This is a genomic window from Streptomyces sp. V3I8 (assembly GCF_030817535.1).
Taxonomy (GTDB): domain Bacteria; phylum Actinomycetota; class Actinomycetes; order Streptomycetales; family Streptomycetaceae; genus Streptomyces.
In genome coordinates this window covers 7841395-7867423 of record NZ_JAUSZL010000002.1, presented here as the reverse complement: position 1 = coordinate 7867423, position 26029 = coordinate 7841395, and the positions used below count along the sequence as shown (strand labels likewise).

At 72.6% G+C, this 26029-nt stretch carries 23 protein-coding genes; 10 read left to right on the top strand and 13 right to left on the bottom strand.

The window, feature by feature from the left end; all coding sequences use genetic code 11:
* The first annotated feature begins 42 nt into the window (after positions 1-42).
* Positions 43-744 carry an HAD family hydrolase gene (locus tag QFZ75_RS34735; protein ID WP_307543324.1) on the top strand — a complete coding sequence of 234 codons (702 nt, stop codon included), beginning with the start codon at positions 43-45 and terminating at the stop codon, positions 742-744.
* Between the two features lie 175 nt (positions 745-919).
* Here QFZ75_RS34735 and QFZ75_RS34730 read toward each other — a convergent pair whose 3' ends face one another.
* A complete protein-coding gene (locus QFZ75_RS34730; RefSeq protein WP_307543323.1) occupies positions 920-1165 on the bottom strand; it encodes a DUF2630 family protein in 246 nt (81 codons plus the stop codon).
* A gap of 196 nt (positions 1166-1361) precedes the next feature.
* On the opposite strand from QFZ75_RS34730, the gene QFZ75_RS34725 reads away from it, so the two are divergent.
* On the top strand, positions 1362-2111 hold the full coding sequence (locus QFZ75_RS34725; RefSeq protein ID WP_307543322.1) for a TetR/AcrR family transcriptional regulator: 750 nt from the start codon (positions 1362-1364) through the stop codon (positions 2109-2111).
* Here the strand turns inward: QFZ75_RS34725 and QFZ75_RS34720 are convergent.
* Complete coding sequence (locus tag QFZ75_RS34720) at positions 2099-3601, bottom strand: LVIVD repeat-containing protein (RefSeq protein WP_307543320.1); 1503 nt, start codon at positions 3599-3601, stop codon at positions 2099-2101. The two genes, QFZ75_RS34725 and QFZ75_RS34720, sit on opposite strands and share 13 nt — an antisense overlap.
* A gap of 211 nt (positions 3602-3812) precedes the next feature.
* On the opposite strand from QFZ75_RS34720, the gene QFZ75_RS34715 reads away from it, so the two are divergent.
* Positions 3813-4463, top strand: a complete 651-nt coding sequence (locus QFZ75_RS34715) for a DUF305 domain-containing protein (protein ID WP_307543319.1) — start codon at positions 3813-3815, stop codon at positions 4461-4463.
* 93 nt (positions 4464-4556) lie between these two features.
* Here the strand turns inward: QFZ75_RS34715 and QFZ75_RS34710 are convergent, their stop codons facing one another.
* A complete protein-coding gene (locus QFZ75_RS34710; protein WP_307543317.1) occupies positions 4557-5030 on the bottom strand; it encodes a DUF6214 family protein in 474 nt (157 codons plus the stop codon).
* 224 nt (positions 5031-5254) lie between these two features.
* Between QFZ75_RS34710 and QFZ75_RS34705 the strand changes: the two genes are divergently transcribed.
* Positions 5255-6610: an FAD-dependent oxidoreductase gene (locus tag QFZ75_RS34705; protein ID WP_307543314.1), complete on the top strand. Its 1356-nt coding sequence runs from the start codon at positions 5255-5257 to the stop codon at positions 6608-6610.
* A 236-nt stretch (positions 6611-6846) separates the two neighbouring features.
* On the opposite strand, the gene QFZ75_RS34700 is transcribed toward QFZ75_RS34705, so the two are convergent.
* Positions 6847-7590 (bottom strand): histidine phosphatase family protein, encoded by a 744-nt coding sequence (locus QFZ75_RS34700; RefSeq protein ID WP_307543313.1) that lies wholly within the window; start codon positions 7588-7590, stop codon positions 6847-6849.
* Between the two features lie 151 nt (positions 7591-7741).
* Positions 7742-8362, bottom strand: coding sequence for a TetR/AcrR family transcriptional regulator (locus QFZ75_RS34695; protein ID WP_307543311.1), 621 nt, complete (start codon positions 8360-8362; stop codon positions 7742-7744).
* Between the two features lie 111 nt (positions 8363-8473).
* Here QFZ75_RS34695 and QFZ75_RS34690 point away from each other — a divergent pair, with 111 nt between their 5' ends.
* Positions 8474-9532 (top strand): aldo/keto reductase, encoded by a 1059-nt coding sequence (locus tag QFZ75_RS34690; RefSeq protein ID WP_307543310.1) that lies wholly within the window; start codon positions 8474-8476, stop codon positions 9530-9532.
* 84 nt (positions 9533-9616) lie between these two features.
* Here the strand turns inward: QFZ75_RS34690 and QFZ75_RS34685 are convergent, their stop codons facing one another.
* A complete protein-coding gene (locus QFZ75_RS34685) occupies positions 9617-9976 on the bottom strand; it encodes an ArsR/SmtB family transcription factor (RefSeq protein ID WP_373465985.1) in 360 nt (119 codons plus the stop codon).
* A 146-nt stretch (positions 9977-10122) separates the two neighbouring features.
* On the opposite strand from QFZ75_RS34685, the gene QFZ75_RS34680 reads away from it, so the two are divergent.
* Positions 10123-11202 (top strand): NADH:flavin oxidoreductase/NADH oxidase, encoded by a 1080-nt coding sequence (locus tag QFZ75_RS34680; RefSeq protein ID WP_307544986.1) that lies wholly within the window; start codon positions 10123-10125, stop codon positions 11200-11202.
* 42 nt (positions 11203-11244) lie between these two features.
* On the opposite strand, the gene QFZ75_RS34675 is transcribed toward QFZ75_RS34680, so the two are convergent.
* Entirely contained in the window at positions 11245-11814 is a 570-nt protein-coding gene (locus QFZ75_RS34675) for a hypothetical protein (protein WP_307543308.1), read from the bottom strand.
* A gap of 256 nt (positions 11815-12070) precedes the next feature.
* On the opposite strand from QFZ75_RS34675, the gene QFZ75_RS34670 reads away from it, so the two are divergent.
* The 3 genes from QFZ75_RS34670 to icmF all read left to right on the top strand — a co-directional run bounded on the left by QFZ75_RS34670 (position 12071) and on the right by icmF (position 17308).
* A complete protein-coding gene (locus QFZ75_RS34670; RefSeq protein ID WP_307543306.1) occupies positions 12071-13156 on the top strand; it encodes an exo-alpha-sialidase in 1086 nt (361 codons plus the stop codon).
* A 31-nt stretch (positions 13157-13187) separates the two neighbouring features.
* A complete protein-coding gene (locus QFZ75_RS34665) occupies positions 13188-13952 on the top strand; it encodes a helical backbone metal receptor (protein ID WP_307543305.1) in 765 nt (254 codons plus the stop codon).
* Between the two features lie 128 nt (positions 13953-14080).
* The gene (gene icmF, locus QFZ75_RS34660; RefSeq protein WP_307543303.1) at positions 14081-17308 is read left to right on the top strand and encodes a fused isobutyryl-CoA mutase/GTPase IcmF; all 3228 of its coding nucleotides are present in this window, start codon (positions 14081-14083) and stop codon (positions 17306-17308) included.
* A 31-nt stretch (positions 17309-17339) separates the two neighbouring features.
* Here icmF and QFZ75_RS34655 read toward each other — a convergent pair whose 3' ends face one another.
* From QFZ75_RS34655 to QFZ75_RS34645, 3 genes are read right to left on the bottom strand one after another with little or no spacing between them, the layout of a single operon-like run.
* On the bottom strand, positions 17340-18131 hold the full coding sequence (locus QFZ75_RS34655) for an MBL fold metallo-hydrolase (protein WP_307543301.1): 792 nt from the start codon (positions 18129-18131) through the stop codon (positions 17340-17342).
* 13 nt (positions 18132-18144) lie between these two features.
* Positions 18145-18705, bottom strand: a complete 561-nt coding sequence (locus tag QFZ75_RS34650; protein ID WP_307543299.1) for an ester cyclase — start codon at positions 18703-18705, stop codon at positions 18145-18147.
* Positions 18706-18716: 11 nt separating this feature from the next.
* A complete protein-coding gene (locus tag QFZ75_RS34645; RefSeq protein ID WP_307543298.1) occupies positions 18717-19829 on the bottom strand; it encodes a hypothetical protein in 1113 nt (370 codons plus the stop codon).
* A gap of 91 nt (positions 19830-19920) precedes the next feature.
* Between QFZ75_RS34645 and QFZ75_RS34640 the strand changes: the two genes are divergently transcribed.
* Positions 19921-20598 carry a TetR/AcrR family transcriptional regulator gene (locus tag QFZ75_RS34640; protein WP_307543296.1) on the top strand — a complete coding sequence of 226 codons (678 nt, stop codon included), beginning with the start codon at positions 19921-19923 and terminating at the stop codon, positions 20596-20598.
* Here QFZ75_RS34640 and QFZ75_RS34635 read toward each other — a convergent pair.
* The 3 genes from QFZ75_RS34635 to QFZ75_RS34625 form a co-directional block, all read right to left on the bottom strand.
* Complete coding sequence (locus QFZ75_RS34635) at positions 20573-24445, bottom strand: helix-turn-helix domain-containing protein (RefSeq protein ID WP_307543294.1); 3873 nt, start codon at positions 24443-24445, stop codon at positions 20573-20575. The two genes, QFZ75_RS34640 and QFZ75_RS34635, sit on opposite strands and share 26 nt — an antisense overlap.
* A gap of 166 nt (positions 24446-24611) precedes the next feature.
* Positions 24612-24977, bottom strand: a complete 366-nt coding sequence (locus QFZ75_RS34630; RefSeq protein ID WP_307543293.1) for a hypothetical protein — start codon at positions 24975-24977, stop codon at positions 24612-24614.
* A gap of 195 nt (positions 24978-25172) precedes the next feature.
* Positions 25173-25850 (bottom strand): uracil-DNA glycosylase, encoded by a 678-nt coding sequence (locus QFZ75_RS34625; protein WP_307543291.1) that lies wholly within the window; start codon positions 25848-25850, stop codon positions 25173-25175.
* Positions 25851-26029 lie beyond the last annotated feature (179 nt).

Here is a 26029-nt window from a genome sequence, read left to right as displayed (position 1 = left end):
GGACGGTGACCGGCCGGGCCCCGGCCCGGGTACGGTCCCCGCATGGACGCCGTGCTGTTCGACTTCTCCGGGACCCTCTTCCGTATCGAGTCCCCCGAAGCCTGGCTGCGTGCCGTGCTGACCGAAACCGGAACACCCCTGCCGGAGCAGGAGTTGCTCAGGGCCGCGAAGGAGCTGGAGGCGGCGGGCGCGCTGCCCGGCGGGGCTCCGCGGACGGGGCCGGTGCCCGACGAGCTGGTCCCGCTGTGGAGCGTGCGCGACAAGAGCGCCGAACTGCACCGGGCCGCGTACACCGGGGCCTGCCGCCAGGTGGCACTGCCCGTTCCGGAGCTGTACGACGCGTTGTACGACCGGCACATGAGCCCGGCGGCCTGGCGCCCGTACGCCGACGCGTCCGAGGTGCTGCGCGCCCTGCGGGAGCGGGGGGTCGGCGTCGGCGTGGTCAGCAACATCGGCTGGGACCTGCGTCCCGTGTTCCGCGAGCACGGCCTGGACGCGTACGTCGACGCCTACGTCCTGTCGTACGAGCACGGCGTGCAGAAGCCGGACGCCCGGCTCTTCGCGATCGCCTGCGAGGCGCTCGGGGCCGATCCGCGCGCCACGCTGATGGTCGGGGACGACCGGCGGGCCGACGGCGGAGCGGCGGCCGTGGGGTGCGCGGTGCACTTCGTCGAGCACCTGCCGGTGGCCGAGCGACCCGACGGGCTGCGGCCCGTGCTGGACCTGGTGCCGCGCAAGGCCTGATCCGCGACACCGCCGGCCGGTCGCGAGCGGTCCCGTCGCAGTGGTCCGCGGGCGGTCGGTCGCGGTGGTCCGCGGGCGGTCGGTCGCGGTGGTCCGCGGACGGTCCGTCGCAGTGGTCCGCGGACGGTCCGTCGCAGTGGTCCGCGGACGGTCCGTCGCAGTGGTCCGCGGGCGGTCAGTTGCGGTAGTTCTCGACCTGGGACGAGGGGCGCACCTGGGCGTCGTCCGGGTTCTCGCCGAACTCGGACTTCGCGCGCCGCTGGCGCAACAGGTCCCAGCACCGGTCCAGCTCGCGCTCCAGTTGCCCCAGCCGCTGCTGCTCGGTCGTGTTGTCGATCTCCCCGGACGCGAGGGCGTCACGGAGTTTGCGCTCGTCGTCGACCATCGCCGTGATCCTGGCCAGGATCTGTTCTTGATCCATGCGCGTACGCCTCCTCGGCCCTTTCCCCCCACTGTAAGGAGCGGGCGACGCCCCGGCGACAGGACGGCTCCGTCCGTCCGGGACGATCCCCCGCGTCGCCCCGGACGGACGGCAGCCCGGGCGGGTCCCCGCGGGGGCCTGTCCGGACGTGCTGCGTATAGTTGGCTGACAGCCAGTCAACGCAGGAGTACATAGGATGTCCCCTCGCAGCGCATCGGTCAATGAAGAGTTGCGTCGGCGTTCCCGCGAGAGGCTCCTGCAGGCGGCGCTGGAGCTGGTCAGCGAGCGGGGGTACGACGCCACGACGCTGGGCGACATCGCGGACCGCGCGGGCTCGGCCCGGGGTCTGGTCTCGTACTACTTCCCCGGCAAACGTCTGCTCGTCCAGTCCGCCGTGCACCGGCTGATGCACCGCACGCTGGAGGAGGCGCTGGAGCGCGAGCCGCGTACCGAGGACGGCCGGGAGCGGATGGCGCGGGCCATCGACGCGGTCCTGGGCCTCGCCCGGGACCATCCGGTGGTGATGCGTCAGCACATGGCGGGCATCCTGCAGGGCGAGGGGTTCAAGCAGTGTCCGGAGCAGCGCCGGCTGGCGGAACTGCTGAGCGACACCATGTCCCGCTACGGCTCGCCGGACACCGTCGCCGACTACCCCATGCTGCGGGCGCTGCTGATGGGCGCGGTGTTCGCGGCGCTGGTGCCGGGGGTCCCGATGCCGGTGCCGGTGCTGCGCGGCGAGCTGTTCCGGCGCTACGGGCTCGAGTGGGAGCGGGGTGCCCCGCCGGACGCCGAAGCGCCCGGCGGGACGTACCACGAGGACCTTTCACGGTTCTTCGCACCCGGGAGCCGCGAGCCGGACGACGGTCACGGGCGCGGTCCCGGGCCCGGTCACGGTCACGGTGGTGAGCGGAACCAGGAGACGGACGGGGCGGGTCAGTCGAAGTAGTCCGGCTGCGTCTGGACGTTCAGCTCGCTCTGCCGGTTCCACTTCGCCGGGTCCGTACGACGGTCGTCGATCCTCAGGACGTCGAAGCCCTTGGCGATGTCGTTCGAGTAGATGTAGCCGTTGTAGTAGTACGCGGACCAGGAGCCGCCGGTGACCATGGTCGTGGTGCTCAGCGGACCGCGCTCGAAGTAGGCGATCTCCTTCGGCGCCGAGGAGTTCGTGAAGTCCCAGACGGAGATGCCGCCCTGGTACCAGGCCTGGACCATGATGTCCTTGCCCTTGACCGGGATCAGCGAGCCGTTGTGGGCCACGCAGTTCTCGGTGTCGGCCTGGTGGCGCGGGATCTTGTAGTAGCTCTTGAAGACGAGCTTGCGCTTGTCGCCCTTGCCGACGATGTCGTAGATGCCGTCCGCGCCGCGGTTCGGACCCACGGTCTCGTTGCAGGTGGCCGCGCCGCCGCCGCCCAGCTCGTCGGTGAAGACGACCTTGTTCGCCTTCTGGTTGAAGGTCGCCGAGTGCCAGAACGCGAAGTTCACGTTGTCCTGGACCTGGTCGATGACCTTCGGGTTCTCCGGGTCCTTGATGGAGAACAGGATGCCGTCACCCATGCAGGCGCCCGCCGCGAGGTCCTTGGAGGGCAGCACGGTGATGTCGTGGCAGCCGGTCGTCTTGGAGACGCCCGGGTTGGTGGGTCCGCCCGGGTTGCCGCCGCCGTCCGCGCCCTCACCGGGGAACAGGACGGGGAAGTTGACGACCGCCGCCTTCTCGGGAGCCCTGCGCGGCACCTTGATGACCGAGATGCCGTCGTGCGGCGGCTGGCAGTCGGGGAACGTGGCGCTCGGCGAGTACGAGGACACGTAGATGTAGACGTTCTTGCGCTCCGGCACCAGCGTGTGGGTGTGGGAGCCGCAGGCGGTCTCGACGGCGGCGACGTACTTCGGGTTCTTCTTGTCGCTGATGTCGAAGACCTTCATGCCCTCCCAGGAGGACTTCTCGGTCGCGGGCTGCGTGGTGCTGCTGCAGGAGTTGTCGCTGCGCGAGGAGTCCGTGGAGAGGAAGAGCAGGTCGCCGGAGACGGTGATGTCGTTCTGGGAGCCCGGGCAGAGCACCTGGGCGACCGTCTTCGGGGACTTCGGGTTGCTGATGTCGAAGATGCGGAAGCCGTCGTAGTTGCCGGCGAACGCGTACTTGCCCTGGAAGGCGAGGTCCGAGTTGGTGCCGGGCAGGGCGTCCTTGGGGATGTTCGTGAGGTGCTGGATGTTGTCCGAGTGGACGATCTCGTCCTGCCCGGGTATCTCGCCGTTCGCGATCGCCGCTCTGGCCTCGGCCGCCGCGCTCTTGGAGACCTTTTCCGAAGTCGTCGGCGCGTCCCCGGGGTCGGGGGTCGCGACCGCGGGACCTGCCGTGAGCAGTGCGGCCAGCAGGCCGGCCGCGGTGGCGGCGACGCCCAGACGTCTGCGCCGCGTTCGGAGATTGTTCAACAGGGTCACTGCGTCCTCCCTAGTCGCCGTTCGAAGTCGAACGGTTCAGGTACCACCGCAGTATCGTCTTCATCATGCACAGATCAACAGGTGGCAACGCATTCGTAATGAATGTTTTTGATCATCGGCGCGTGGAAGCGTGCTAGGACGGTCATCGGCACCCACCGAGGTGCCCGCGCCCACGAGGTGTCCGCCGATTCATGTGCCACAGGAGGTCGCTGTGCCCGCTCGCCGTACGTCCCGCCGTCTGATCACGGCGTCCGTGACGGTCGCCGTCCTCGCGCTCGCCGGCTGCACCGGTTCGGACGACGACGCCAAGTCCGCGCCGTCCACGGGCCCTTCGGTGATCGCGCCCGGCAAACCGGGCGAGGCGGCCGAGACGCTCTCCGCCGAGGACGCCGCGGAGCAGCGCTCCGACGACGACACCCCCAACTCCGCGGACCTCGACTACGCCCGGATGATGATCGAGCATCACCAGCAGGCCATCGAGATGACGGAACTCGCCCCCGAACGCGCCAGATCGACGCAGGTGAAGCGCCTCGCCGAACGGATCTCGGCCTCGCAGGGTCCCGAGGTCGAGACGATGGAGGCCTGGCTCGAGAACCACGGCGGCGGCGGCAAGAAGAGCGGGGGCCACCACCACGACGTGATGCCGGGCATGGCGACCGACACGCAGCTGAAGACGCTGCGTGCGGCGAAGGGCGCGGCGTTCGACGAGCTCTTCCTGAAGTTGATGATCACCCATCACAACGGGGCGATCACCATGGCCACGGACGTCCTCTCGCAGGGCAACAACATCCAGATCGGCGAGATGGCCGACGACGTGATCGCCCAGCAGACGACCGAGATCAGCCGGATGCGCGAAATGTGACGGAGCGCCCCCGGAAGAGGCGCGGGGAACTGCGCGCCCGGTCACGACGGACCCGCACCCCGGAGCCGGCCGCCCGCCACCCCGCGATCAGCCTCAGCGGCGGACATGGCGGGGCGCGAGGAGCCCCGCGTCCCGCGCCCCCGCGATCAGCCGGAGCGAGTGCCGTCGGCTGTGCCCCGTCGCGGCCATCACCGCGAGCACCGGGTCCCGTCCCGCCCGCTGGGCCGCCAGGTACTCGCCCGCGACGAGTCGGCGGCTCCCGGTGCCGCACTGCGGGGCGGGGCGCGCGTGCCGCCTGTCGGGACTCCCGTCGCCGCCGGAGGCGCCCGGTACCGCGGACGCGCCTGCGCACGCCGCCAGGAGCGGGCCCTCGATCCAGTCCGGCAGCGCCGCCAGGTCGTCGAGCGAGAGCGCGGGCCGGGCGCGTACGTCCTCGATGGAGACACTGCTCCCGCACACCGCCGCGAGCAGGCGTACGCCGGCGCCGTCGGCGAAGCTCAGCCGGACGTCGCACCAGGTCGTGGCGGTGTCGTTCTCCCGCACTTCCCAGGCGCGCCGTACCGACACCGCACCGTCCGGCTCATCACGATCAGAAAGATTAAGAAAGGATGTTTCCAGCACGCAGGCAACGTAACCGCGTGATCACCTTCATCGTGGACAGGCGCGCGAGCGGGGCCCGTGTCCACACCGTCGGCGCAGCGGCCTGTCCCGCCCCTCCCCCGGCGCGCGGTGCGGTGCGATGCTGGAAGCATCAGCGAGCTCCTCGTTCTCCTCGGGGAAGGGGTCGTGCCGTGCTGCAGGTCGCCGTCGTCGGCTCGGGGCCGAGTGGGGTGTACGCCGCGCAGGGTCTCGTCCAGCAGGACCGGGTGCCCGGGGTCAGGGTCGACGTCCTGGACCGGCTGCCGTGTCCGTACGGCCTGGTGCGCTACGGCGTGGCGCCCGACCACGAGAAGATCAAGTCGTTGCAGGGCACGCTGCGCACCGTCCTGGAGCACGAGCGGGTGCGGTTCCTCGGCGGGGTCCGGGTCGGCCCGGACGGGCTGCCGGCCGCCCGTCTGAGAGAGCTGTACCACGCGGTCGTGTACTGCGTGGGCGCCGCCACCGACCGGCATCTCGGGGTGCCCGGGGAGGAGCTGCCCGGCAGCTGGTCGGCGACCGATTTCGTGTCCTGGTACAGCGCGCACCCGGACGTCGTCTCCGGCGGTTTCGTGGCCGGCGCGCGGACGGCGGTCGTCATCGGTGTGGGGAACGTGGCGGTGGACGTGACGCGGATCCTGGCCCGCGGCGCCGCGGAACTGAGCCCGACCGACATGCCCCAGGCGGCGCTCGCCGCGCTGTCGGACAGCCGGGTGCGGGAGATCCGGATGGTGGGGCGGCGCGGCCCCTCCCAGGCCCGCTTCACCACCAAGGAGCTACGGGAACTGGGCGGCCTGCCCGACACCGACGTGCTGGTGGACCCGGCGGAGCTGGCGCTCGATCCGGCGTACGCGGATCCGTCCGGGCTGCCCGCCGCGCAGCGCCGCAACATCGAGGTGCTGCGTGGCTGGGCCGAGCGGCCACGGACGGCCGGGTCCCGGCGGATCCGGCTCCGCTTCTTCCTGCGGCCGGTCGCACTGCTCCCGGACGCGACAGGACGGGTGGGCGCGGTCCGCTTCGAACGGACCCTTCCGGACGGCCGCGGCGGTGTGACGGGCACGGGGCGGTACGAGGACGTCGAGGCACAGCTGGTCCTGCGCTCGGTCGGCTACCGCGGGGTTCCCCTGGCCGACCTGCCGTTCGACGCGGACCGCGGCACCGTTCCGCACGTCGCGGGCCGCGTGCTGCGCAACGGTTCGGTCGCGCCGGGCGAGTACGTGGCCGGCTGGATCAAGCGCGGCCCGACGGGCGTCATCGGCACCAACCGCCCCTGCGCGAAGGAGACGGTGGCCTCACTCCTGGAGGACGCTCCCGCCCTCGCCCTGCGCGAGGTCCCGCCCGACCCGCTCGCGGCCCTGCGGTCCGAGGGCCTGCGCCCGGTCGGCTGGTCGGACTGGCAGTCGATCGAAAGGGCGGAGGCGGAACTGGGCGCCTCCCTGGGCAGAGGGGTGGTGAAACTCCCCGACTGGGAGTCACTGATGCGAGCGGCCGGGGGGCAGGACGCCCGGTGAGGGGCGCGGGAACTGCGCGACCAGCCGTGTACGCCCCCGCGCCCCGCGTCACGGCCGGGTTCCCGTACGGCTGCCGCCATCCGTCAGAAAGGCTTCGCCGTCCTACCGCGCAGGTGGGTGGCGGAACGGTCCTGGTCGTGAATCATGAGGGCCCGCCGCCACCGCCACGGCCGTGAACGGCTGCCTGGGACGACCGGGTCCCTGACCACCTGGGTGATCGGGGACAGAGCGGCCGTTCATGCGCGGGGCGTTCCTCCCGTGGTGTCCGTCGGAGCCAGGTGGGCGGTGTCGCCCCAGGAGGTCAGGCGCAGCCGGTGGCCGTCACCGTCCCAGGACGACACGGAGGCGTTCGGGACGGGCGGCAACCGCTCGGGCGCGACGGCGCCGATCCCGGCGAGTACGTGGCGCAGGGCGACGACCACGCCGTCGTGCGCGACGACCAGGACGCGCCGCCCGGGCGCGGCGCGGCCCAGGTCGGAGACGAACTGGCCGACCCGGACGGCGACGTCGGTGAAGGCCTCGCCGCCGGGCGGCCGGTAGTTCCACTCCCCCAGCAGTTCGCGGCGGGCGGCCTCCTCCGGTGCCCGGGCCCGCAGCGCGGCCGCGGGGTGCAGTTCGAAGACGCCCATCTCCCGGTCGCGCAGCCGCTCGTCGACCAGCACGTCCATGCGCGGCGTGCCGAGTCCGGCCGCGCGGTCCGCCATCGCCTCCCAGGTCTGCCGGGCGCGCAGGTACGGGGAGCACACGACCAGGTCGGGCCCGGCTCCCGGGGTCCGTCCGGCCAGCCAGTCGCCCAGCGCCGCGCCCTGCACGGCGCCCGGCCCGGACAGCGGGACGTCACGGTCGCGGCCCGGCACCGGCGCGGTGGAGCCGGACCTCTCCGCCGCGGCGAAGGCCACGTTGGCGGTGCTCTGCCCGTGCCGTACGGCCCACAGGCCGCGCAGCGGGCAGGGCGGCAGCAGGCCGACGCGTCCGTTCACCGGGCGTCCTGCTCGGCGGACGCGCGCCGGGAGAGGCCGGGCGGCGAGTCCTCGCCGCCCGGCCGTCCGCTTCCCCGCTGGGCCCGCCGAGGCCGGCGGACCGCGACGTCAGGCCGCTCGGCCCGCGGGCCGCTGCCCGCGACGGCCTCCGTCATCCGGCGCCCCGCAGGTACGCCCCCGCACGCGCCGCGGCCGCGGCGGCCTCGGCGGCCCGGTCCGCGGCGGCCTCGTCGAGAGGGTCACCGGTGGTCAGCAGGCGGTAGTAGAGGGGGGCCGAGACGGCGCGGACGACCTCGTGGGCATCGGTACCCTCGGGCACCTCGCCCCGGTCGACGGCCTGCCGGACGCAGGGCGCCCACTCCTGGACGCGGACGTCGTAGAAGCGGTGCAGGGCCTCGGCCGTCCTGGCCTCGCAGGTGGCGGCGGCGATCACCGCCTTGAACAGCGCTCCTTGCCGCGGATCGGCCAAGGTGCGCTGCACGAGCCGGGCGTTGGCCTTGAGGTCGCCGAGCAGCGACCCGGTCTCGGTACGCGGCAGTGACTGCTCGGCCATGTCCACCAGCAGGTCGGCCACCAGGACGGCCACCGTTCCCCAGCGGCGGTAGACGGTGGTCTTGCCCACCTCGGCACGGCGGGCGACGTCGGTGAGGTCCAGGTGGGCGAAGCCGTGCTCCGCCAGGGCGTCCCCAGCGGCCCGCAGCACCGCCGACCGCACCCGCGCCGTGCGCCCTCCCGGCCGGACGGTCCCCGGATCGGCACCCTCAAACCCCATAACGGGACTCCAGTTTCATTAATGGCTCACGCCTGCTACGTTGAGGGCCAGGCTAACGGAACTCCAGAACCATTAGCCAGTCAGGCAGCGAGAAGTGAGAGAGGAACGGTCATGGAATACAGACGGCTGGGCGCGTCGGGTCTCAAGGTCCCCGTACTGAGCTTCGGCGCCGGCACCTTCGGCGGGCAGGGACCGCTGTTCGGCGCCTGGGGCGACACCGACGCGCGCGAGGCGCGCCGCCTGGTGGACATCTGCCTGGACGCCGGGATCACGATGTTCGACACCGCCGACGTGTACTCCGGCGGCGCCTCCGAGAAAGTGCTGGGCGAGGCGATCAAGGGTCGCAGGGACCAGGTGATCGTGTCCACCAAGACCAGCCTGCCGACGGGTGACGGTCCGGGCGACGCGGGCTCCTCCCGGTCACGCCTGATCACCGCGTGCGAGGACGCGCTGCGCCGGCTCGGCACCGACCACCTCGACCTGTTCCAACTGCACGCCTTCGACGCCGGCACGCCGATCGAGGAGGTCCTGTCCGCGCTCGACGATCTCGTACGAGCCGGAAAGGTCCGCTACCTGGGCATCTCCAACTTCTCCGGGTGGCAGGCGATGAAGTCCCTCTCGATCGCGGAGCGGTACGGCCACCCGCGCTATGTCGCCCATCAGGTCTACTACTCCCTCGTCGGCCGCGACTACGAGTGGGAGCTGATGCCCCTCGGACTGGACCAGGGCCTCGGAGCCCTCGTATGGAGCCCTCTCGGCTGGGGACGGCTCACGGGCAAGGTCCGCCGCGGCCGGCCCCTGCCGGCCGACAGCCGGCTGCACCGCACCGCGGAATACGGCCCGCCCGTCGAGGACGAACACCTTTACCGCGTGGTCGACGCCCTCGACGAGGTCGCGCAGGAGACCGGCCGGAAAATTCCGCAGATCGCCATCAACTGGCTGCTGCGGCGGCCGACCGTCTCCTCCGTCATCATCGGCGCCCGCAACGAGGAGCAACTGCGTCAGAACCTCGGTGCCGTCGGCTGGACCCTCACGCCCGACCAGTTGGCCAAACTCGACGCGGCGAGCAGCAGGACGGCGGCCTACCCGTACTTCCCCTACCAGCGCCAGGAGGGCTTCGCCCGCCTCAACCCGCCGGTGGGCGACATGGCGCCTCCGCCCGCCGCCTGACATCCGTACGGACCGGTGCGCGCCCCCCGATCCGCCCGCCGGCGTGCCGGTGGCGGTCCCGGGAGCGCTTTCCGCCGAACGCGATCAGCGGCTCCCGAGCCGCACGGCCTGCCGCGCCGCCGCCGCGAGCACGCTATCGAGAAGACCGGGGAACAGGCCGTCGAGATCGTCCCGCCGCAGCCCGTTCATCTTGGCGGTGCCCCGGTAGGTCTGCCGGATCATCCCGGACTCGCGCAGCACCCGGAAGTGGTGCGTCGTCGTGGACTTGGTGACCGGCAGATCGAAGTGCGAGCAGGACAACTCGTCACCGTCGGCGGCGAGTTCACGTACGACCTGCAGCCGCAGCGGGTCGGAGAGCGCGTGCAGCACGGCCTCCAGCCGGATCTCCCCGCGCCGGGGGTGCGGCAGATCACGGCTGCTGCCGGTCGGGGCGGCGATCGTCACGGCGGCTCCAGTCCGTCGGGTCCGGGGTCCGGAGGTCCCCGGAGTCCCTCATTGTACGAGGACTCCCGTAGTTTGACATCCGCCGTACTACGATGTCTATCGTACGAGTCGACAACCCGGCCCCCGCCCCACGATTGGAGTCCGCCGTGAGCGCGCTCTTCGAGCCCTACACCCTGCGCGAGCTGACCGTCCCGAACCGGGTCTGGATGCCGCCGATGTGCCAGTACTCGGCCGCGCCGGAGGGCCCGTCGGTGGGCGCCCCCGCCGACTGGCACTTCGCGCACTACGGGGCGCGCGCCGTCGGCGGGACGGGCCTGATCATCGTCGAGGCCACCGCGGTCAGCCCCGAGGGCCGGATCTCGCCGTACGACCTGGGCATCTGGAACGACACGCAGGTCGAGGCGTTCCGGCGCATCACGCGCTTCCTGGCGTCCCAGGGCACGGTTGCGGCGATCCAGCTCGCGCACGCCGGCCGCAAGGCCTCGACGGACCGCACCTGGAAGGGCGGCGCGCCGGTCGGCCCCGAGGCGTACGGCTGGCAGCCGCTCGGCCCGAGCCCGCTGGCCTTCGACGAGAAGCACGCCGTGCCGACCGAGCTGACGGTGGACGGGATCCGCGAGATCGTCGGCCAGTTCGCCGACGCCGCCCGGCGGGCCCTGGACGCCGGTTTCGAGATCGCCGAGATCCACGGCGCCCACGGCTACCTGATCGGCGAGTTCCTCTCCCCGCACTCCAACCGGCGCACGGACGCGTACGGCGGCTCGTACGAGAACCGGGTGCGCTTCGCCCTCGAGGTCGTCGACGCCGTGCGCGAGGTGTGGCCCGACGGCAAGCCGCTGTTCTTCCGCATCTCGGCCACCGACTGGCTGGAGGAGAACGGCTGGACGGCCGACGACACGGTCCGCCTCGCCGCCGAGCTGACCGCCCATGGTGTCGACCTGGTCGACGTGTCCACGGGCGGCAACGCGGCCGGCGTGCGCATCCCCGTCGGACCCGGCTACCAGGTCCCCTTCGCCGCCCGGATCAAGAACGAGACGTCGATGCCGGTCGCCGCCGTCGGACTCATCACCGACGCCGAGCAGGCCGAGAAGATCCTCGCCAACGGTGAGGCGGACGCCGTGCTGCTCGGCCGGGAGCTGCTGCGCAACCCCTCGTGGGCCCTGCACGCGGCCCGCGAGCGCGGCGCCGAGGTGCATGTGCCGGACCAGTACCACCGCTCGGTCTGACGGGAACCGTCCCCGGTGGACCGGCGGAGGGGGAACGTCCCCTCAGCCGGTCCTCCACCTCCACCGAGGGCCGACCCGCGCCCACTCCGTGTCCCACAGGTCCAGCCGCCGCCGCTCCAGGCGGCCCCGGACCAGCCGCCCGCCGGCGAGGGGCACCACCGCCGCGCCCGCGCCCGCGAGGGTTCCGATCAGCCCTGCCCGCAGGGCCGCCTGGGCCTCCGTGACGGGCCTGGTGACGAGACGGCCCCGCGGGTCGGTCCACACGGTGACCGCGGTGCCCGCCGTGCTGCCGGGCTCCACCCGGGCCCGCCCCAGGTGCGCGGAACCGTCCGGCGCCGACCAGCGGACCTCGGCCCACACCTGCTCGGCGCCGGACGCCGTGCCGGGCGCGTGTCCGGTGAGCCGCGCCGTCACGGGCCGCCACTCGACGCGCTCCCGCGCCAGGCCCTGTTCGACCGACCGCGTCACCGAGAGCCCCGCGAGTGTCCCGGTGAGCAGGGCGAGGAGCCACACGGCGAGCACGGTCCAGGCCTCGACCCTGTCGCTGCGCCGCCGCAGCGGGTTGGGCCGCCAACGCCACAGCAACGCCCTCGGACCACGCAAAGCCGCCATCGGGACCCCTCTCCTCATGCCGCTCTCCTCATGCCGCTCTCCTCGTGCCGCACGCGCACACCGGGTGCCCTTGCGTACGGGAACGGGGGCCGGGTTGCTCAGGAGACGTTCCCCACATCACCGGTGGCCGGCGCCCCGCGCCCGCACCTCGTGAAAACGTCCTGACCTGCACCGGAACGCCGTCCGGGGGGTGACTGTCAGTGCCGGGGTGCAGACTGGCCGGTACCTGAGACAACGACGTCCGGAGGTGGCCGGTATGACCGCAGTTCTGCTCGCCGTGGGCACACGCAAGGGGCTGTTCGTGGCACGGCGGCGCAATGGCGCCTGGGAGTTCGACGAAAGCCCGTACTTCAACGCACAGGCGGTCTATTCGGTCGCGATCGACACCCGCCGGGCCGTGCCGCGGCTGCTCGTCGGGGGCGACAGCGCCCACTGGGGGCCGTCCGTGTTCCACTCCGACGACCTGGGCCGCACCTGGACCGAGCCGGCCAAGGCGGCCGTCAAGTTCCCCAAGGATACGGGCGCTTCGCTCGAGCGGGTCTGGCAGTTGCACCCGTCGGCGTCCGAGCCGGACGTGGTGTACGCGGGTACGGAACCGGCGGCGCTGTACCGTTCGGCGGACCGCGGCGAGTCCTTCGAGCTCGTCCGTCCCCTCTGGGAGCACCCCACGCGCTCGCGGTGGGTGCCGGGCGGCGGCGGTGAGGGCCTGCACACCATCCTGACCGACGCCCGCGACCCGCGGGCGATGACGGTCGCGGTCTCCACGGCCGGCGTCTTCCGCACGCAGGACGGCGGGGACAGCTGGGAGCCGTCCAACTCCGGCGTGTCGGCGGTGTTCCTGCCCGATCCGGATCCGGAGTTCGGCCAGTGTGTCCACAAGGTCGCCCGGGACGCGGTGACACCGGACCGGCTCTATCTGCAGAACCACTGGGGCGTGTACCGCAGCGACGACGCGGGGACGCACTGGACGGACATCGGCGAGGGCCTGCCGTCCACGTTCGGCTTCGCCGCGGCCGCCCATCCCCGCCGCGGCGACACCGCCTACGTGTTCCCCATCACCGCCGACTCGGACCGGGTCCCGGCGGACCGCCGATGTCGTGTCTTCCGTACGGCGGACGCGGGCAAGAGCTGGGAACCGCTGTCGGCGGGGCTGCCGCACGAGGACCACTACGGCACGGTGCTGCGCGACGCCCTGTGCACGGACGACGCGGACCCGGCGGGCGTGTACTTCGGCAACCGCAACGGCGAGGTGTTCGCGTCGGCCGACGACGGGGACAGCTGGCGGCAACTGGCCTCCCATCTGCCGGACGTGCTCTGCGTACGGGCCGCGGTGATCGGTTGACCCCCCGGCCCGCGTGCGGGCGAGCGGCGTCATGACGCCGCCGCGCGACGACATGGGAACCGCCGTGCACCTGCCCCGCCGGCCGCGGCGGGTGGTGTCCCTCGTGCCGTCCCTGACGGAGGCGGTCGCCCGCACCCGGCCGGACGTGCTGGTCGGGGCCACCGACTGGTGCACCCACCCCGGCGACCTCGACGTGACCCGGGTACGGGGCACGAAGAACCCGGACCGCGGGGCGATCTCCCGGCTGCGGCCCGACCTCGTGATCGCCAACAAGGAGGAGAACCGCGAACTGGACGTCACCCGGCTGCGCGCGGCGGGGGTGCCGGTGTGGGTCACCGTCGTCGAGACGCTCCCCCAGGCCCTGGCCTCGCTCGACCGGCTGTTCACCCGGGCCCTGGGCGGCCCGGTCCCCGACTGGCTCGACGAGGCCCGGGCCCTGTGGGCCGGCCCTCCCCCCGACGTCGCCGCCACCGTGGCGGTGCCGATCTGGCGCGATCCCTGGATGGTGGTCGGACGGTCCACCTTCACGGGCGACCTGCTGCGCCGGGCCGGCCTCGCCAACGCGTTCGCCGCGCATGCGGACCGCTACCCGCACATGGCCCTGGAGCGGATCGACCGGCCGGACGTGGACGTCGTCCTGCTGCCCGACGAGCCGTACGCGTTCGGTGAGCGGGACGGGCCCGAAGCCTTCCGCACCGCCCCGACCCGCCTGGTGAGCGGTCGGCTGATCACCTGGTACGGCCCGTCGCTGCTGGAGGCGCACGCCGTGCTGCGGGAGCTCGCGGGCAGGTACTGACCCCCGGCGCAGGCCCGGCCCCGGCTTGCCGGCCGGGCCTGCCGCCGTACCGCCTCGCCATGAAGTACTAGGACGTCCTACTATCCTTGGTGTCACCACTCTTCCGAAGTGCTTTGGGAAGGCCCCTCATGCGCGACCTGCACCGGCCCGTGCACCCCGTCCGTCTGGTCACCGCCTCGGCGCTGTTCGACGGTCACGACGCGTCGATCAACATCATGCGGCGGATCTTCCAGTCCCAGGGCGCCGAGGTGATCCATCTCGGGCACAACCGGTCGGTTCAGGAGGTGGTGGACGCTGCGCTCGAGGAGGACGTGCACGGCGTGGCCGTCTCGTCCTACCAGGGCGGACACGTCGAGTACTTCGAGTACCTGGTCGAGTCGCTGCGCCGGCAGGGAGCGGACCACATCCGGGTGGTCGGGGGCGGCGGCGGGGTGATCGTGCCCGAGGAGATCACCCGGCTGCGGGCGAGCGGCGTGACCATCTTCTCCCCCGAGGACGGCCAGCGCATGGGCCTGGCCGGGATGGTCAACTCCGTCGTGAAGGAGTGCGACTTCGACCTCTGGGACAGCAAACCCGCCGACGCCGCCGCCCTGCTCGCCGGCGACCGGTTCTCGATCGCCCGCGCCGTCACCGGCGCGGAGCTGGGCAAACTGCCGGCGGAGTTCACCCAGCGGGTGCGCCTGGCCGCGGCGGAGCGCATCACACCGGTCCTGGGCATCACCGGCACCGGCGGCTCCGGCAAGTCCTCGCTGACCGACGAGCTGGTACGCCGGTTCCGCCTCGACCAGCGCGGCAAACTGCGGATCGCGGTGATCGCGGTCGACCCGACGCGCCGCCGGGGCGGCGGAGCCCTGCTCGGCGACCGGATCCGGATGAACTCCCTCGACGGGGACCAGATCCTCTTCAGGAGTCTCGCCACCCGCGGCAGCCACGAGTTGCCCGAGCACCTGTCCGACGTGATCGATGTCGTCAAGGCGGCGGGCTTCGACCTGGTGATCGTGGAGACGCCGGGGATCGGGCAGGGCGACGCGGCGATCGTGCCGTTCGTGGACGCCTCGCTGTATGTGATGACACCGGAGTTCGGCGCCGCCTCGCAGCTGGAGAAGATCGACATGCTCGACTTCGCCGACGTCGTCGCCATCAACAAGTTCGAACGGCGCGGCGCGAAGGACGCGATGCGCGACGTGGGCCGCCAGCTGGTGCGCAACCGTGAGGCGTTCGACAAACGGCCCGAGGACATGCCGGTGTTCGGCACCTCCGCGGCGACGTTCAACGACGACGGCGTCACCGCCCTGCACCAGCACCTCAAGGCCGTGCTGGCCGAGCGGGGACTGCCGGTGTCCGAGGGCGCCCTGCCGCGGGTGGACGTACGCCATTCCTCCGGAATCCGGCAGGTGGTGCCCGCGGACCGGGTGCGCTACCTCGCCGAGATCACCGGGACGGTCCGCGCGTACCACGCCGAGACCGAGGCGCTCGCCGAGACGGCGCGGCGCGTCCAGCGGCTGGACGCGGTCAGGGGCGAGCTCGCCGACGCCGGCTCCGACGCGGGGAACGTGGAGGCGCTGCTCGACCGGGCACGCAAGCAACTGCGGCCCGAGGTCGCGGAGCAGATCGAGAACTGGCCGGCCGTCGTGGAGTCCTACTCGGGCGACGAGCAGGTCGTGCGGATCCGGGACAAGGAGATCCGTACCGAACTGACCCGTGAGTCCCTGTCCGGCAACAGGGTGCCCCGGGTGGCGCTGCCCGGCTTCACCGACCACGGGGAACTGGTCAGGTTCTGGCGGCGGGAGAACCTGCCCGGCCGCTTCCCGTTCACCGCGGGAGTGTTCCCGTTCAAGCGCGACGGCGAGGACCCGGCCCGTATGTTCGCCGGGGAGGGTGATCCGTTCCGCACCAACCGGCGCTTCAAGCTGCTGTCCGAGGGGCAGCCCGCCACCCGGCTGTCCACCGCGTTCGACTCGGTGACCCTGTACGGCCGTGATCCCGACGAGCGTCCCGACATCTACGGCAAGGTCGGGACCTCCGGAGTGTCGGTGGCGACCCTGGAGGACATGAAGGCCCTCTACGACGGCTTCGACCTGGTCGCGCCGACGACCTCGGTGTCGATGACGATCAACGGTCCGGCGCCCACCGTGCTGGCGTTCTTCCTCAACACCGTGATCGACCAGCGGATCGAGGCGTTCCGCGCCGCCGAGGGCCGCGACCCCTCCCCCGCGGAGGCCGCCGACCTGCGCGCGCACGCGCTGGCGACCGTGCGGGGCACGGTGCAGGCCGACATCCTCAAGGAGGACCAGGGACAGAACACCTGCCTGTTCTCGACCGAGTTCTCCCTGCGGATGATGGCCGACATCCAGGAGTGGTTCATCGCCAACCGGGTCCGCAACTTCTACTCGGTGTCCATCTCCGGCTACCACATCGCCGAAGCGGGCGCGAACCCGATCAGCCAGCTCGCGTTCACCCTCGCCAACGGGTTCACCTACGTCGAGGCCTACCTGGCCCGCGGCATGGACATCGACGACTTCGCGCCCAACCTGTCGTTCTTCTTCTCCAACGGCATGGACCCGGAGTACTCGGTCCTCGGCCGGGTCGCCCGCCGGATCTGGGCCGTCGCGATGAAGGAGAGGTACGGCGCGGGCGAGCGTTCGCAGAAGCTGAAGTACCACGTCCAGACCTCGGGCCGGTCCCTGCACGCCCAGGAGATGGACTTCAACGACATCCGCACCACCCTGCAGGCGCTGATCGCCATCTACGACAACGCCAACTCCCTGCACACCAACGCCTACGACGAGGCCGTCACCACCCCGTCCGCGGAGTCGGTGCGCCGGGCCCTGGCGATCCAGCTCATCATCAACCGCGAGTGGGGCCTCGCGATGAACGAGAACCCGCTGCAGGGCTCGTTCGTCATCGACCAGCTCACCGACCTGGTCGAGCGGGCGGTGCTCGACGAGTTCGACCGCATCAACGAGCGGGGCGGGGTGCTGGGCGCCATGGAGACCGGTTACCAGCGGGGCCGTATCCAGGACGAGTCGATGCTGTACGAGCAGCGCAAGCACGACGGTTCGCTGCCGATCATCGGCGTGAACACCTTCCGCCGGCCCGGCGACGAGCCCGGGGGCGGGGAGGTCGAACTCGCTCGCGCCACGCGCACGGAGAAGGAGTCGCAGCTGCGGCGGGTCCGCGACTTCCAGGCCGCGCACGGCGCGGAGGCCGCACAGGCCATCACCAGGCTGAAGGAAGCGGCGATCAACGGCGACAACGTCTTCGCGGTCCTGATGGACGCCGCCCGGGTCTGTTCGCTGCGGCAGATCACCGAAGCCTTCTTCGAGGTCGGCGGAGAGTACCGGCGCAACGTGTGAGCACCGCCGCGGCCGTACGCACGGCCGTCCCCTACCGGGCCCGGGCCGCGGCGAGGAGGCCCGGGTCGTGGGCGTTGACGAGCAGGAGGTCGTCGGCGCCGGCGCGCCACAACTCGGCGAGCCGCTCGTGGTTGGCCCGCACGGCGCGGCGGTCGTGGGCGACGGCGCGTTCCATCGCGAGCAGCGACCTCGGCGGCCTGGTGGTGCCGTCGATCTGGCCGCGGTGGTAGAACGCGTCACCGGCGTGGAGCACCCAGTGGTCACCGGCGTCGACGGCCACGGCGGCGTGCCCGCGGGTGTGGCCGGGCAGGCCGATCAGCACGACGCCGGGCGCGATGCCGGTGAGTTCGGTGGCGGCCGGGAACCCGCGCCACGACTCGCCCGCACCCGCTGGATGACGGACGAGTTCGGGGCCGTGGGCGCGCTGGGCGGGCCGGTAGCGTCCCTTCTCGGTCCGGGTGCCGGGCGCGAGCGCCGCGGTGGCCTCGGCGTCGGTGAGGTGGACGCGCGCCCGGGGGAAGTCGGCCAGCCCTCCGGCGTGGTCGGCGTCGAAGTGGGTCAGCACGATGTGGCGTACGTCCGCCGGGTCGAGGCCGAGCCGCTCGACCTGCCGGACGGCCGTCTCTGCCTCCTCGAACACGGGGCGCACCAGGTGCCGGGCCGGTCCGAACCGCCGGCCGGGCGCGGCACGGTCGAGGAGCCCCACACCGCTGTCGACGAGCGCGAGTCCGGTGGCCGTCTCCACGAGCAGGACGTGGCAGACCAGCCCTTCGGGCGCGCCCCAGGGACGCATGGTGCCGCAGTTCAGGTGGTGGACCTTCATCCGGATCCCTCCGTCAGCGCACGAAGTCGGGCGGCGTGGTCTCGAGCAGCCTCGGGTCGGGGGCACCACCGGACATCGCGAGGATCCCCTTGACGATGCGCGCCAGCTTGAGCAGCCCCCGCGGGCTGCGCCGGTCGACGCCGCCGACGAGCTGCTTGAGGATGGTGAGCTGGTCGAAGTAGACCCGCTCGGTGACGAGGTTCTCGTGCTCGTCGAAGATGAAGTACGCCGTCATGCGGGTGCGGTGCCTCGATCCGGTCGGCGGTATCCTGCCGAGCGGTCCGCCGTGGGTGCCGAGCAGCCAGAACTCCACGATCACGGCGTCGGCACTGTGCCGGAACGCGATGATCTCGTGGTTCTGGTCGGGGAACGCCACACGCGTGTCCTGGTAGTAGTCACGCACCTCCCCGTCGCCGTCGTGGACGGTCATCTGGGCGATCAGTTCGTAGTGCGGGTGCGGGAACGTCGACAGTGTGGCGTCCCAGTCCTGGCGGACCTCGTCGTGGAAGTGGTCGAGCACGAGCTTCTCCCGGGCCCGCAGGACGTCCTCGGACGGCAGGGTGAATCGCGACATGGGTGCGCCTCTCAGACCGGCTGTACGCCGTGGGTGATGTGGCCGTGGCTGAACGTGGGTGTGGTGCCGGGACCGGTCCGGGCCCCGGTCAGCTCGCTGGAGGGGAAGAACTGGAGGAACCGCGGGTCGGCCCGGCTGGGGTCGGCCAGCGTCTTCTCCAGGACGATCGAGTTGTACTGGTCGGCGGTCGTCTCGATGGTGTTCGCGTTGAGCACCACTTCCTGCTGCCACCGCCGCGCCCAGGCGGCGACGCCGGGCAGCCCGGAGTGCTCGGGGGTGAGGGCCTCGGCGGCGACGGCGTTCTCGCTGCTGACCCAGATGCCCGTCGAGGTGTTGACGACGAGGCTCTGGTTGCCGAAGACGTGTCCCGGCGTCTTGATCACGGCCACGCCCGGCCCCAGGACGACCGCACCGTCGATCGGCAGGAACGCCTCCGGCGGGACGTGGCGGTAGGCGTCCGGCTGGTACCAGGGCTTCTGCAGCGGGTGCAGCTCTGCCATGCCGGCCAGCTCGTCGCGCTGGACGATGACCTTGGCGCGGGGGAACGCGGCCCGCGGCTGCGCGCCGAGGTCGTCCTGGTGGGCGGTCGTGCCGACCCAGCGGCGCAGGTCCTGGGTGTGCAGATGGTCGAACATCAGGTAGTCGACGTCGTCCGGCCGGATCCCCAGGCGCGCGAGGTGTCCGAGGACGGTGCCGTGCTCGCGGACCACCCGCCGCTCGACGAAGCCCGGTGTCCTGCGGCTCAGGTCGTCGAAGTAGGGGGTGTAGCGGCCCCGTTCGACGTCGCTCGGTTCGAAGAGCAGCACCCTGGGGCGGCCGTCGCTGTCGTGCCAGCGGATCACCAGCATGCGATTGGTGATCGACAGGAAGGGGGCGATGGCGCGCGACGCGCGGAACAGGCCGAACCGCGTGGGGTAGGGCAGGGTGACCAGGGGGCAGGTGGTGACGCTGTCCGGCGTGCCCGTCACGGCGAACTCGACGCGGAACGCCATGGCTCGGGTGCGGGCGATCCGCAGCCGGGCGCCCGGTGGCCGGTCCGATCGCGACAGGTCCGGCAGCGTGTCGACGGCGGCGCCGATCGTCGGCAGGTCCGCCACGTCACCGCCGTCCCAGGGAAAGCGCATCGCCGCTCCTTCCTTTACCCACGCCGTGGGTATTGCAGGGAGTCAATATACCCACGTTGTGGATTAATGCAATGCCGGGCATCATGAGGCCATGACCGCGACACAAAAGCCCCGAAGGGGACGTCCTCCCAAGGGGGCGCCGCAGTTGGACCGCGACGCGATCGTCGACGCCACCCTCGAGGTCATCGACGCCGACGGCATCGACGCGGTCTCCATGCGCTCGGTCGCCCGGACCCTCGGCGTCGACGCGAAGAGCCTCTACAACCACGTCGCCGGCAAGGACGGCCTGCTCGACGCGGTGACCGAGCGGCTCCTCGGGTCGATGCGCCTGCCCGAACCCACCGGTGACCTGCGTGGCGACCTGTGGGCCGTCGGCCACGCGTTCCGCGACCGGACCCTCGCCCACCCCCGGGCCGCACCGCTCGTGCTCACCCGTCAGCTGTCCTCGTCCGAAGCACTCGCCCCGGTCGAGGCGGTCCTCGCGGTGTTCCGTGCCGCGGGCTGTCCGCCGCGCGACGCCGTTCCCGTCCTGCGCAGCCTGCTCGCCACCCTGATCGGCACGCTGCTGCGCGAAGTCCGCGCGGGACCCACCTACGGCACGACCGACGTCCCCGGCATCGCGCGCCGCCGGGCCGTGCTGGAGCGGTCGGGTCTGCCCCTCGTCGCCGAAGCCGCCGCCGAGCTGGCACGCTTCGACAGCGACGCCGAGTACGACTTCACGCTCACCCTCGCCCTCGACGCCGTCATGGCACGGCTCGCCGCGCCGTAGCCCGGCGCGGGCACGCCGACGCGCCCGGCGCCGGCAGCCGCAGCCGGCAGATCGCCGCGAACCGCGCCGACACGTCCAGGTCCCACAGCCGCACGGTCCCGTCGTTGCTGCTGCTCGCCACCGTCCGCCCGTCCGGGGAGAACACGGTGCCCCACACCGCGTTCGTATGACCGGTCAGCGTGGCCCACGGCCGCCGCCCGGCCACCTCCCACAGCCGCACCGTACGGTCGCTGCCGCTGCTGGCCAGCAGACGGCCGCCGGGCGAGAACGCGATGCCGCGCACCGCCCCGGTGTGGCCCCGCAGCACCGCCGTGCAACGGTGCCGGCGGACGTCCCACAGACGTACGGTCCCGTCGTTGCCGCCGCTCGCCAGCGCTCGGCCGTCCGGGCTGAACGCCACCGCCCGCACCGCGCCCGTGTGACCGGTGAGCGTGGCCAGAGGGCGGCGGGTCGCCACGTCCCACAGCCGCACCGTCAGGTCGTCGCCCGCGCCGGCCAGGGTGCGCCCGTCGGGGCTGAAGGCGACACCGTTGACGAAGTCCGTGTGTCCGGTGAGCGTGGCCAGGGGGCGGCGGGTGGCCGCGTCCCACAGCCGCACCGTACCGTCCGCGCCCGCCGACGCCAGCAGCGCGCCGTCCGGGGCGAACGCCACCGCGAACACGTCCCCGCGGTGCCCGGTGAGTGTGGCGAGCCGACGGCGGGCCGCCACGTCCCACAGCCGGACCGTGCCGTCGGAACCGGCCGAGGCCACCGTCCGTGCGTCGGGGGCGAACGCCACCGAGAACACGGCCGAGCGGTGCCCCCGCAGCGTCGCGACGGACCGGTGCCGCGCCACGTCCCACAACCGCACCGTGTGATCGGTGGCGGCGGTCGCCAGCAGCCTGCCGCCGGGGCTGTACGCGGACTGCCAGACCTCGGTGAACGGACGGGCCGTCAGCACCGGCCCGCCCAGCGTCCACAGCACCACCGACTGGTCGAACCCGGCGGTGGCGAGCACGGTCCCGCCGGCGTTCACGGCCACCCCCATCGTGTAGTCGGTGTGGCCGGTGAGCGTCAGCGTCTGCATCCCGGCGCGCACGTCCCACAGCCGGGTCGTGCCGTCCCCGCCCGCACTGACGACCGTGGCTCCGTCCGGCAGGTAGGCGACCGCGTTGACGTCGTCGCTGTGCCCGGTCAGGACCGCGGTCGTCCGGTGCCGTGCCAGGTCCCACAGCCGTACGGTCCGGTCGGCTCCCCCGCTCGCCAGACTCCGCCCGTCCGGCGCGAACGCCACGCCCAGCACCTCGTCGTTGTGCCCTTCGAGGACGCCCGCGGGCCGGTCGCGCACCGTGTCCCACAGCCGTACGGTCCGGTCGGCGCCGGCCGACGCCAGGGTCCGCCCGTCCGGGGAGTACGCCAGTGTGTCGACCTGCCCGGTGTGGCCGGTGAAGGACGTGACGCGGCGCCCCCGGCCGATGTCCCACACCTGGACCGAGCCGTCGGTCGCCGCGATCGCCAGCAGGCGTCCGCGGGGGTCGAAGGCCACGGCCCGGGCGCCCTCGGTGCTCACCGGCAGCACCGCCCGCGTACGGTGGCGGGCCGTGTCCCACAGCCGCACCGGCGAGTCCGGGCCGCCCGCCGCGAGCGTACGGCCGTCGGGGCCGAAGGCGACCGAGCGGACCCGCCCGTACATCGTGAACGTGGCGGCCGTACGGCGGTCCGCGAGCCGTCGCAAGGTCACCGTGCCGTCCGAACTGGCGGCGGCCAGCGTGCGGCCGTCGGGCGCGAACGCCACCGAGTTGACCGGCCCGCGGTACCCGCCGAGCCGGGCCGCGAAGGGCTGCGCCTGGGTGCTGAGCAGGGCGCCGCGCGCCTCGGGCGTCGACTGGGAGCGATAGGCCTCCTCGGCGAGCCGGATCGAGGCCTCGGGCCGGCCGGCGGCCAGGGAGGCGGACTGCGCGGCGAGCGCGTGGGAACGGGCGATCCGCTCCTGGTGCAGCGCGGCGGAGCGCTGCCGGTACGCCAGCGCTCCGGCGACGACGGCGAGCGCCAGCAGCACCACCAGCGTGGTCAGCGTGCCCTGCCGGCGCCGGACCTGCCGGCGGGCCTGCCGCTGCCGGTCGGCCTCCTCGGCGCGGCTCGCGCGCAGGAACGCCTCCTCGCGCGCGCTGAGCCGGCTGCGGCCGTCCAGTTCCTCGGCCCATGTCCTGACGGTGTCGAGCCGGGTGCCCCGGTAGAGGGCGGACGGGTCGCCGCCCTCGCGCTCCCACTCGTCGGCGGCGTGCGCGAGCTGCTGGTGGATCAGCAGTCCGTCCCGGTCCGCGTCGATCCAGCCGCGCAGCCGGGGCCAGGCGTGCAGCAGCGCCTCGTGGGCGATCTCGACCGTGTCGCGGTCGGCGGTGATCAGGCGGGCCCGTACGAAGGCGTCCAGGGCGGCCGTGGCGCCGTCCGCGTCGGCCAGCCGCTCCATCAGCGCGGGCCGGCTCATCCGGCGCCGGGTCGGTCCGGTGCCGTCGGCGACGTGGACCAGGCGCACCAGGATCCTGCGGATCGTCCGCTGCTCGGCCGGGTGGAGGCCCGCGAACACGTCCTCGGCGGTCCGGGCGACCGCTCCCCGGATCCCGCCGGTGCGCTCGTACCCGGCGACGGTCAGGGTGGCGCCCTCGCGCCGCTGCCAGGTGGTGAGCAGTGCGTGGGAGATCAGCGGCAGCGCACCGGAAGGGGTGACGTCCGGCAGGGAACGCCCGGTGTCCGGTCCCTCGCCGGGCAGTCCTTCCGGTTCCGCGCGCAGCCCGGCGTCCCGCAGCAGCAGCGGGACGAGCCCCGGCTCCAGGGTGAGTCCGGTGAGGTCGGCGGGGCGCGTGATCGCCTCCCGCAGTCCGGCGACGGACATCGGCGGCAGTACGAACAGCCCGTCTGCGAACGCCGCTGCCAGCTCGGGGAATTCGAGGCAGTTGCCGGACAGGTCGGCCCGTACGCCCAGGACCACCACGGCCGGATCGTGGCCGGCCGGGCCCGCCGGGGACGACGGGCGGCCGGACGTCGACACGGCGCACAGCACCCGGACGAAGGCGCGCCGCTCGTCCTTGTCGGAGCAGAGGGTGAACAGCTCCTCGAACTGGTCGACGAGGAACACCGGCCGCACCGGCGGCGGCCGGCCGTCCCCGTCGGCGGCGGCGCTCCCGTCGGTCGTGCGCCGCACCGCTTCCAGCAGGACCTCGGGCCGCTCCCGCACCTGCTCCGCGGTGACGCCGGGATCGGCGTCCAGCGTCTTCGCGACGCTCGTCAGCAGCTCCCGCAGCGGATGCGCGGTGGGCGTGAACGCCACCACCGGCCACCGCTCGGCACCCGGCATGGGAAAGCCCGCCGGGTCCCGGAAGGCCGGTACGAGACCGGCGTTGAGCAGCGAGGACTTGCCGGCGCCCGAAGGGGCGACGACCATCAGGGGTCCGCCGCCGATCCGTTCGAAGACCCGCTCGACCAGGGCGGCGGTGGCCCGCTCGCGGCCGAAGAACCATCGCGCGTCCCGGGCGGTGAACGCCGACAGGCCGCGATAGGGACACAGTGCGTCGGGCCCCGTCCGGCCGGGCGCGGCGCCGTCGCCCTCGGTGTCCTGCGTCAGCAGCCGCAGCAGCCCGCCCTCGGCCCGCAGGATCTGGTCGCAGCGCCGCGCGACGTCGACGGTGGCCCGCTTGGCACCCGTCTCGATCTTGCTGAGATAGCCCTTGCTGTAGTGCGCCTGCCGGGCCATGTCGGCCAGCGAGAGCCCGCGCTGCCGGCGCAGGCGCCGCAGCTGGGCGGGGAAGTCCGCGACGGTGTCGTCGGGCGGTCGTGGTTCACGTCGGTCACCGGTGTACTGCTCCCCCACCACATCCCCCGTTGTCGCGCGCAAGAGCCGTGAGGCGGCCCACCTCCACAGTAGGGGCGGGATGTGGCGATGGCTCAGCATTTGACCGATGTGGCACGAGGTGCGGGGAAAACACGTACGTCCGGAGCCGCGGACGCGGCTCCGGACGTACTCCGTGCGTGAGGCCCTACGGACGGTTCAGCTTGATCGAGTTGACCGGCCCGAGGTCCGCGTACACACCCTTCTGGGCCCCGATGGTGTAGTTGCAGTTCGTGCCGCCGTAGTTCAGGCACAGCTCGGCGGAGGCGCCGCCGGTCTGGTTGTTGAGGACCCAGTGCCAGCCCACCTGGTTGCTCAGGTTGTGCGGTCCGTAGGCCCAGTAGACGTTGCTGGGCCGCTGGGCGGGGTTCTGGTTCTGCGGGTAGATGCAGACGGCGCCGGACGGGCACCCGGCCCAGTCGGCGGCCGGCCTGGCGTCGGCCGTACCGGCGAACGCCACCATCGCCGTGGCCGCGGTCGCCATCGCGAGCGCTCCGTTGAACAGCTTGCGCATGTTTCCCCCTTGTGGTCGGCCTGCCCGGTCGCAGGTCGTACTCGTTCTTCCGGGCACCAGACTGGCCGCCGGATATCAAGGGGGTCGATGGGTTTCCTGTTTCCCGACGGCACGAGGGGGCGGGAAACCCGCCGTGATCAGCGCGGTCGGCGGCAAGGGGGCAACCCCCGACCGCCGACGGTCACCGCACCTGCCTCACGGCAGCTGCCACTCCACCGGCTGCGCGCCCTGCTGGATCAGCAGCTCGTTGGTCCGGCTGAACGGACGTGAGCCGAAGAAGCCGCGGTCCGCCGACATCGGCGAGGGGTGGGCCGACTCCACCGAGGGCAGGTCGCCCAGCAGCGGCCGCGCGTTGCGGGCGTCACGGCCCCACAGGATCGACACGAGCGGTTTCCCGCGGGCCGCCAGTGCCCGGATCGCCTGCTCCGTGACTTCCTCCCAGCCCTTGCCGCGGTGCGCGGCCGGTTTGCGCGGGGCCGTCGTGAGCGCCCTGTTGAGCAGCAGCACGCCCTGCCGGGTCCACGGCGTGAGGTCACCGTTGGACGGCCTGGGCAGACCGAGGTCCGTGTGCAGTTCCCGGTAGATGTTCTCCAGGCTGCCCGGCAGCGAACGCACCTCGGGCGCCACCGCGAAACTCAGCCCGATGGCCATCCCCGGCGTGGGATAGGGGTCCTGACCGACGATCAGGACGCGGACGTCGTCGAAGGGCTGCTGGAAGGCCCGCAGGACGTTCGCCCCCGCCGGCAGATAGGTCCGGCCGGCCGCGATCTCGGCCCGCAGGAAGTCGCCCATCGCGGCGATGCGTTCGGCCACAGGTTCCAGAGCATGCGCCCAGCCTGCTTCGACAAGTTCGTGTAAGGGTCGTGGTGCCACGGCGCGTCACTCTACTGGCATACGCCGGCGCCCCGCATACGCGGTGCGGCCTGCGCACGGGGACCGCCCGCCGGGCGCTAGTCTTCCTCCTCGCCGAGGTCCTGCCGGCCGACCGGACCGACCGGACCGGTCAGAGGGAAGGAGCGCAGCTTGCCGCGTCCACCGACCGAGCCGCTCCG